Below are 8,060 nucleotides of genomic sequence, written 5' to 3'. Positions count from 1 at the left end.
CTGCGCGAGACCTCTAAAAAAAGCCTCTGCACCTCTGCGTCTCTGCGCGCCACCTATCTAGTCGTAATCGCCCTCTACCTACAACTCCCCCTCTTCGCCCAGTTTTCTACGATTCAGCTTAATCAAGCGGAACGGGCCTGGTACGAAAATGACCTGCTACGCAGCGAGCACAATATCCATACCGCCATTTTACCTTGGCGCACCTCGGAGGTCAGTCCTTACAGCCGAAAAAGCGAATTACTACCCGATAGCATCACCAAAGCACCTGGTTTCAATAATTGGTTTGATCGCAAAGCTTTTCAAGAAAACCTTTTCTCTTTCCAAGGAGAAGATTACTGGCTGACCATCAACCCCGCCGTTCATTTTGAATACGGGCAGGAAAGTGAATCATCAGATTACGAAACCACCTACCGCAACAGTCGTGGCCTCCGCATTGAAGGACAGTTGGGCAAGCGGTTTTCCTTCTATACCTCTTTGGTAGAAAGTCAGGCCCGTTTTGCGGCACACGTCAATCAGCAGGCCGGGGCTTCCAGGGTGGTACCCGGTTACTGGCTCCGAAAAGGCTTCCGCGATTTCGCCTCCGATTTTGCCTACGCCTCGGGCGAGATCGCTTACACGCCAGCAAAATTCTTCCATCTGCGACTTGGCCGTGGCAAGCAGTTTCTTGGCGAAGGCTACCGCTCGATGCTACTTTCCGATAACAGTGTCAACTATCCATTCTTCCGGATCGAAACAACAGTGGGGAAAATCAAGTACATTAACCTTTGGGCGGTGATGAACGATATTCGGCCAGAAATTGCAGTTGACGGAAATGTATATGCTAAGAAATATTTGTCAATGCATTACTTGAGTATTAATATTGGCCAACGCTGGAACCTAGGTTTTTTCGAAGGAATCATGTGGGGCGATGAGCTCAATCGTTATGGCTTCGATGTCAATTTTTTCAACCCGGTCATCCTTTATCGCCCAGTGGAATTCGCGCAAGGATTTTCTGGCGGCAATACCCTCATGGGAATAAATACCAGTTTTCAATTCAATCGGGGCATCAAAGCCTACGGGCAGGTCGCTATTGATGAATTTACCTTTTCCGAAATCCGTGACTGGACCAATGGCCCCTGGCGTAATATGCTGGCCTGGCAGTTGGGGGTAAAGTGGGGGGATGCCCTAGGGGTTCGCAACCTGTTTGTACGCGCTGAATACAACTCTGCTCGCCCGCATACCTACAGCCACCGTGATGTACTCACCAACTGGGGGCACTACAACCAGCCCTTGGCTCACCCGCTAGGCGCCAACTTTAGGGAGATTTTAGTACAAATCAATTATCGCAAAGGGCGTTGGCAAGGTCAAGCTGCAGTGCATACCGCATTGCTAGGTCGTGACGAAAACAAAGAAGCCAATTGGGGCGGCAATATTTATAAGTCCTTTGATGTACGCTCGGCAGATACGGGGCTGTTTCCTGGCAGCGGCATAGAAAGCCAACTTCTTTACTGGCGGGCAGAAATTGCGTACCTTGCTAACCCTGTTTACAACCTACGCTTGCAACTAGGTATTCAAAGCCGCACGGAAGATGAACCTGCACTGGGCTTGCCCAATAGCCAGCACATTTACTTTGGCTTGAGTACCAACATGTACGAATTGTATCAGGACTATTAGTGATCAGAATCCCCCCATGAAGTTCAATTCCCAAAAATCAATTTTAGGCGCTAGCCCAATTGCCGGTTATGTCACCAAATTATTTATATTTGGTGTAGATATGGTATATGCGCTCATTGCTATTACCATTGCCCTCTTACTGACCGGGGACTTTGAGTTTGAACGCCTTAATCTTTTACTGACTTGGGGCCCGGTGTTGTTATTGGCATTTCGAGCAATTTCCTTTATTGTTTTTCGAACCTATCTGCTGATCGTTCGCTATGTAGGCGAGAAAGATTACAAAAGTGTTTTTTATGCCGTCAGCCTTTCTTCGGCTGTTTTCTTTTTGCTGCTCAAGTTTTTGGCCACACCATTTAAACCCAAGGAGGTACTACCTATCGTTTTAGTCGATTATTTCGTGCTGCTACTTTTGGCAGGCGGCTCACGGATTGTCTTGCGCCTATTGTTTGACCGCCTCAGGTTGCAGGGTGTCAACCGATTGAATACCGTCATTTTTGGTGCAGGAGAATTGGGCGCCATGTTGCTCAACGTGCTCAAACAGAATACGACCCACAATTATCGGGTAACCGCTTTTTTTGACGATAACCCAAGGGTTCATAAGAAATACCTCAATGGCGTTCGAATTTTCAATCCTGAAAAGTCGTTTGCAGGAGTTGTTAAAAAGTACAATATAAAATATGCCATCATAGGTATCAACGAGTTGCCGGAAACCCGGAGGGTGGCATTTATTAATGAGTGTCTGGAACATCAGGTTAAAGTATTGAAGGTTCCGCCAACGGAGAATTGGTTGAACAGTACTTTGAATTTAGGGCAGTTGCGTAAGGTTCGTTTTGAGGACCTCCTCAGTCGTCCTCCCATTCAGCTGGACCAGGAAGGTATCAGTGGAAGTATCAAGGGAAAGGTCGTTTTGGTAACAGGATGTGCAGGGTCTATTGGCAGTGAAATTGTCAGGCAATTGTTGCCCTATGAACCGGGATTGTTGATTGGCTTGGATCAGGCAGAAACTCCTTTGGCACAATTAGAACTGAGTTTAAAAAAAGAGGTAAAGAATAAACTGTTCTTGCCGGTTATCGGTGATGTGCGAAATAAGGCTATGTTAGAACAGCTTTTTGCGACTTACCAGCCAGAATATGTTTTTCACGCGGCAGCGTATAAACATGTACCCATCATGGAGCATTTTCCTTCGGAGGCGATACGTACCAATGTGATAGGGACGATGAATTTGGCGGATTTAGCAGTGAAACATCAGGTGCAAAAATTCGTGATGGTCTCCACAGACAAGGCGGTCAACCCCAGCAATGTGATGGGGGCTTCCAAGCGAATTGCTGAAATCTACGTCCAGGCGCTCAGTAGTAGGGGAGACCATGAAACCCAGTTTATTACGACCCGTTTTGGAAATGTTCTAGGCTCTAACGGTTCGGTAATTCCAATTTTCAAAAAACAAATCGAACAAGGGCAAGCCGTAACCGTCACGCATCCAGAGGTTACCCGATTCTTTATGACGATCCCGGAAGCTTGCCAGTTGGTATTGGAAGCCGGTGCGATGGGTAAGGGCAGCGAAATTTTCATTTTTGATATGGGCGAACCTGTCAAAATTGTTGACCTCGCGCAGAAAATGATCCAGATGGCAGGGCTGATTCCAGGAGAGGATATCAAAATACGCTTCACTGGACTTCGCCCTGGCGAAAAACTTTACGAAGAACTGCTCGACGATGGTGAAGGCGTGATTGCTACTCACCATCCCAAAATCCAAAAAGCAGCAGTAAGAGCCAATGATTACCACGAAGTACAAGCCGATATGGCAGCCCTCGTAAAGCTGATGGACCAAAATGATGTATTGTTACTGGTGGGTAAAATGAAAGACATTGTTCCTGAATTTTCAAGTCGCAATTCAAAATTCTCGGTATTGGATAACAGCGAAATAAGCAAATAGCTTGCGGCATCCTCTATGCAGCTCCCTTTAAAAAAACTCTACCTAAGAACGATTGGCCGCTGGCTGACCTCAGACCTTTTTGCCTACCGGATGCCCGTTTCCGTTAAAGGGATTTGTTTTATTGACGGCAAAGTCATTTTGTTGAAAAATGAGCGGAATGAATGGGACTTGCCAGGTGGAAAAATAGGACGGAGAGAAGGGGTTAAAACAGCCTTGAAACGGGAAATAAAAGAAGAGCTGGGTATCGAAGTGCAGGTGGAAGAACTGCTGGAGGTGTTTACAGTTAGGGTGAAGGACCAAGTGACTGTATTAATTATTTTATATTTGTGTACAACCAAAGCTAACTCACAGGATTTGCAAATAAGTCAGGAAAGTTTTGAAATTGGCTGTTTTTCATATGATCAGTTATATAGTTTGAATCTAGAGCCAAAGTACCTCTATCATCTTGAAAAGATGCGGGCATCGGCGTCCCATAAAGAAATTTAGTCATCCAACCTTCCATCCTCCTTGTCTCTAATTCTGCTTTCAACATCCTGCATTTTCGTAGGAGCTTATGGCGAATGCTTCTACAGGAAGGGTATAATGTTATTGCACTAGCACCCGCAGACGGCAAAGAAAAATTGCTGGAAAAAGCAGGCCTGCGTTTTATTGATCTATCTAGTTTACAGCAATATGGCAACGGCCCAGTCAGCGATGTTTTGTTATACAAGACATTGGTGAGAAAATACGGAGACTTACGGCCCGATCTCATTCTCCATTTTACCATAAAACCTAATATTTACGGTAGTGTAGCCGCCCAAAAAGTAGGTATTCCTTCTATTGCGACGATCACTGGCCTGGGGACAACCTGGCTCAATGGGGTGTTGTTGCGCAAGATTACTCAAGCCCTCTATCGCTTTAGTTTGCCAGCGTCTAACGTCATTGTTGGGCAAAATGCCCATGACCTGGAATCCTTGCAAAAAATTGGCGTAAAAGCTAAGGAGTGGCAGTTGATTCCCGGCTCGGGGATTGATATGGATGAGTTTGCTCCCAATGACCTAGTGGTATCTTCCCCTGCCAAGCACTTTCTGTTTTTGGGTAGAATGTTAATTGATAAAGGACTGGAAGAATTGTTTAATGCCTGGCATCAAATTCATCACCTGCTACCCGATGCCCATCTTCATTTGGTCGGAGAGCTTGACCGCCAGCACCCACGTTGTATCCCGGAAAAAATATGGACGGCTGGCATCGACCTCCCTCGGGTAGCCTACCATGGTTATCAAGAAAATGTTCGGCAATACATTGGTCGTAGCCAAGTAGTTATTTTACCCAGTTACCGAGAAGGCATCCCACGTAGCTTGTTGGAATCTATGTCGATGGGTAAGCCTATTATTGCTACGGATGTTCCTGGTTGCCGGGAGTTGGCTGTTCCCAGAAAAACAGGCTGGCGAGTTCCCGCTCGTTCCTCGGCAGCTCTGGCTGAAGCAATTCTGCAAGCTTCCCGTAGCAAACCAGAAGAATTAAGCCAATTAGGCAATAATGGCCGTAAACTTGTACAAGAGGGGTACAGTGAAACAATTGTAGCACAACAGTATTTGGAGATTATACAAGACTTATTGGGGTGAGCATGAAAAGTCTGCGAATAATTACCGCCATCTTCGCTACCCTGTTACTACTGGGAGGGCTACCTTTTATTGTGATGACCCAATTCCTTTATCCGCTAGGGGTTCATGAATGGGACTGGTTGGGGAATTTTCCAGTTATGACCTCAGAGCTGAATTATATGGAGGCCCAATGGTTTTGGTATCAAAAGACAGGAGGACGATACACCAGTACGGCTATCTTGAGCAGTTTGCCTTATTGGTACACCTTAACCACTTTTCGATCAGTGGTGCTTATTTTTTTACTGCTGATTCCGATATGTCTTATTTACGTTTTTGTAAAAATAACCCGGCCGCTACCGGGTTTTTTCATAGGTGGGAGTTGTTGGTTACTATTTCTTGATCAAATTACGAATACTTATGATAGTTTACTCCGCTTTACTTGTATGCCAATTTACCACCTGGGCTTTGCACTAAGCTTTTTGCTTGCAGCTGGATGGTGGCGAGTAATAACTACAGATTTTAAGGGCCGTAAATCCTATTTTTTACTTGCTGGGTTAACATTCCTAGCGATAGGAACCAACGAGATGACGATGATGCATTTGTTGGTGTTGATCAGCGGGATAAGTTTGTTTTGTTATCGAAAATACGGCCAGGTTCCCGCAGGGGTGTGTATGGTGCTTCTAGTAACTTTCTTGAGTAGCTGTTTAACACTCGCTGCTCCGGGCAATTATGCTCGAATGGAGCTTTACCCTGCGGGGAAATCATTTCTGTATGCAGGCGGATTAAGCTTAGGTGTAAGCATGTTTTTAATCATCGAATGGTTGACAAACAGTATGTTGATACCTGTTTGTATCAGCCTGTTAGCGATTCAGCGTGTGTTTTTTAAGGATCAGCATTTTATGATTTTCACGAAACCTTGGCTTTGGTTGGTCAGCGTAGGGCTTATTCCATTGTCACTTTTTCCTCTTATGTATGGAACGGGAGGTACCTCTTTACCAGAAAGGATTGTAGATTTATTATTCTTGATTTTCTGTATTTCTATAATAGGCTGGGGGCTTAGTCTTTCTCAATCTTTTTTTAGCAAAAATAAAAAGCGGTTACCGTTGGCTATAAGTCCCGTTTTTGGCATTGTAATGGCTGTTTTCGTAGTGCTTAATTTTTTCTGTGGAGGCTTGAGTTTAGATCGAAATCCTGATAAAAGAAACGGTACTTACCTGGACCTTGTAAAGGTAGAAGCGAATATAGGTGCCGCTTACCTACAACTCTTTCAAGGGGTTCCACAGCAATACACCAAAGAAATGCAGAACATTGAACAAGAATTGCGTATTTGTCAAGCTGATATTTGTGAAGTTAACCCCTTGTCAGTACCTACCTTTATGGGCTATGACCCTCTTTATGACCGAATGTGGAATAAGGGTGAAACAGGAATGAATTACTATTGGTCGTTGCACCCAGGAACAAGAGTTGTTTATAAAAAGCAATAACCATGCACTTCCTTCTCTTTGCCTATAAGTACCCTCCCGTCAGCCACCCCGGCAGCTTGCGGTGGTACCATATTTCTATGCAATTGGCAAAAAGAGGGATTCCCTATTCGGTACAAACCTCAGCCAATCAGTCGATATTTCCTCAGGATGCTGATCTTACAACAGGCTCTTCTGTAAATGTCAAATTGATCCCCACCAGAGACCTTCGTGCAAGAAGGGCGGGCCACCGTCAGGAGGCAGGGCATTTAGCGATAAGTGAGAAAAGTAGTAAGAGTCACACCTTCTTCCGTTCCCTCTATCACGCTTACCCCTTCATCCTCTTCACCGGCGATGGGGGCTACACTTACCTGAAGGAAAGCTACCGCATCGCTGCAAAACTCATCGAGCAGGAAGAGATAACCCACCTTTTTAGTTCCTTCCGCCCTTGGGCCGATCACCTGGTAGCATACCGCCTGAAGAAACGTTTCCCTCACCTCGTATGGATCGCAGATTTTCGTGATCTGCCCGTTGATCCCGTACGGCGCGATGTCTGGTGGCCGCGCTTGCAGACCTGGTGGCAGAAACGCCTGCTCAAACGGGCTGATATAGTGACCACGGTTTCTGATGGCTTGGCAAAGCGCTTGCGCAATGATCATCATCAGGTGATCGTCGTCCGCAATGGACTGGCCAGGTTACCCAACGGTTTTCTCACAGCACCAGCCTCACAGCATTTTACCATTACTTATACGGGGTCTTTATACCCTGGCCTTCAATCAGCGGAACCGCTACTACAGTTGTTAAGGGAGCTGATTAATGAAGGTGAGCTCAATCCTGCTCATCTGGAACTGCATTATGCAGGAAAAGATGGCGCTCTCTGGCAAGAATGGACGGCTCGCCACACGCTCGGCTACCTCAGTACCAATCACGGCATGGTCCCCCTTGTTCAGGCGCAGGAAATGCAAAGCAAAAGTCAACTCAACTTGTTGCTCTCTTGGTCAGCCAAAGATTATGGCGGCATCATGACTGCCAAGCTGGGAAGTTACCTCTCTGCTGGTCGGCCGATCATTACGCTTCTTCACGGTCCCCCTGACCCCGAACTCAGTCAGGTGGTAGAACAAACCGGGGCGGGTTTTGTCTATGCTAGCGAAGCCCCCGAAAGTACAGGTCAACTACGTACTTTTCTCCTACACGCCTACCGCACCTGGGCCTTTTCCGGTGCCCTCCCTTGGCGGATCGATCCCCACAAACTTCAGCCTTATACTTGGGAAAACCAGATGGATAATCTGTTGAATAATCTGCAAAAATAATTACGAAAGAGCCACTAGTCGCACCCCGCACCAAAAGTCGGAGCTTTTCCCCGCACCCCCGCACTTCGCAACCCCCTGCACCATTCCCCAAAACCTTCTTATCTTAGCGACCAATTAACAA

6 protein-coding genes are annotated in these 8,060 nt (G+C 46.2%); all 6 read left to right on the top strand.

Annotation, left to right across the window (positions count from 1 at the left end; translation table 11 throughout):
• Positions 1 to 1,653, top strand: a 1,653-nt coding sequence (locus ACRBG0_RS04310; RefSeq protein ID WP_431485676.1) for a hypothetical protein, incomplete at its 5' end; no start/stop codon positions are given.
• 16 nt (positions 1,654 to 1,669) lie between these two features.
• The gene (locus ACRBG0_RS04305) at positions 1,670 to 3,586 is read left to right on the top strand and encodes a polysaccharide biosynthesis protein (protein WP_431485675.1); all 1,917 of its coding nucleotides are present in this window, start codon (positions 1,670 to 1,672) and stop codon (positions 3,584 to 3,586) included.
• A 15-nt stretch (positions 3,587 to 3,601) separates the two neighbouring features.
• Positions 3,602 to 4,072 (top strand): NUDIX domain-containing protein, encoded by a 471-nt coding sequence (locus tag ACRBG0_RS04300; protein WP_431485674.1) that lies wholly within the window; start codon positions 3,602 to 3,604, stop codon positions 4,070 to 4,072.
• 2 nt (positions 4,073 to 4,074) lie between these two features.
• Positions 4,075 to 5,190, top strand: a complete 1,116-nt coding sequence (locus ACRBG0_RS04295) for a glycosyltransferase family 4 protein (protein WP_431485778.1) — start codon at positions 4,075 to 4,077, stop codon at positions 5,188 to 5,190.
• A gap of 2 nt (positions 5,191 to 5,192) precedes the next feature.
• Positions 5,193 to 6,653 (top strand): hypothetical protein, encoded by a 1,461-nt coding sequence (locus ACRBG0_RS04290; protein ID WP_431485673.1) that lies wholly within the window; start codon positions 5,193 to 5,195, stop codon positions 6,651 to 6,653.
• Between the two features lie 2 nt (positions 6,654 to 6,655).
• The gene (locus ACRBG0_RS04285; RefSeq protein WP_431485672.1) at positions 6,656 to 7,939 is read left to right on the top strand and encodes a hypothetical protein; all 1,284 of its coding nucleotides are present in this window, start codon (positions 6,656 to 6,658) and stop codon (positions 7,937 to 7,939) included.
• Positions 7,940 to 8,060: the final 121 nt, after the last annotated feature.

It is taken from the genome of Lewinella sp., from assembly GCF_050633125.1.
Lineage (GTDB): Bacteria > Bacteroidota > Bacteroidia > Chitinophagales > Saprospiraceae > Lewinella.
This window is presented reverse-complemented; position numbering and strand designations above follow the sequence as displayed.

Excerpts from the sequence above, each read along its gene's own strand:
- ACRBG0_RS04305 (WP_431485675.1), top strand. The coding sequence starts at position 1,670 with ATGAAGTTCAATTCCCAAAAATCAATTTTAGGCGCTAGCCCAATTGCC.
- ACRBG0_RS04300 (WP_431485674.1), top strand. The coding sequence starts at position 3,602 with ATGCAGCTCCCTTTAAAAAAACTCTACCTAAGAACGATTGGCCGCTGG.
- ACRBG0_RS04290 (WP_431485673.1), top strand. The coding sequence starts at position 5,193 with ATGAAAAGTCTGCGAATAATTACCGCCATCTTCGCTACCCTGTTACTA.
- ACRBG0_RS04285 (WP_431485672.1), top strand. The coding sequence starts at position 6,656 with ATGCACTTCCTTCTCTTTGCCTATAAGTACCCTCCCGTCAGCCACCCC.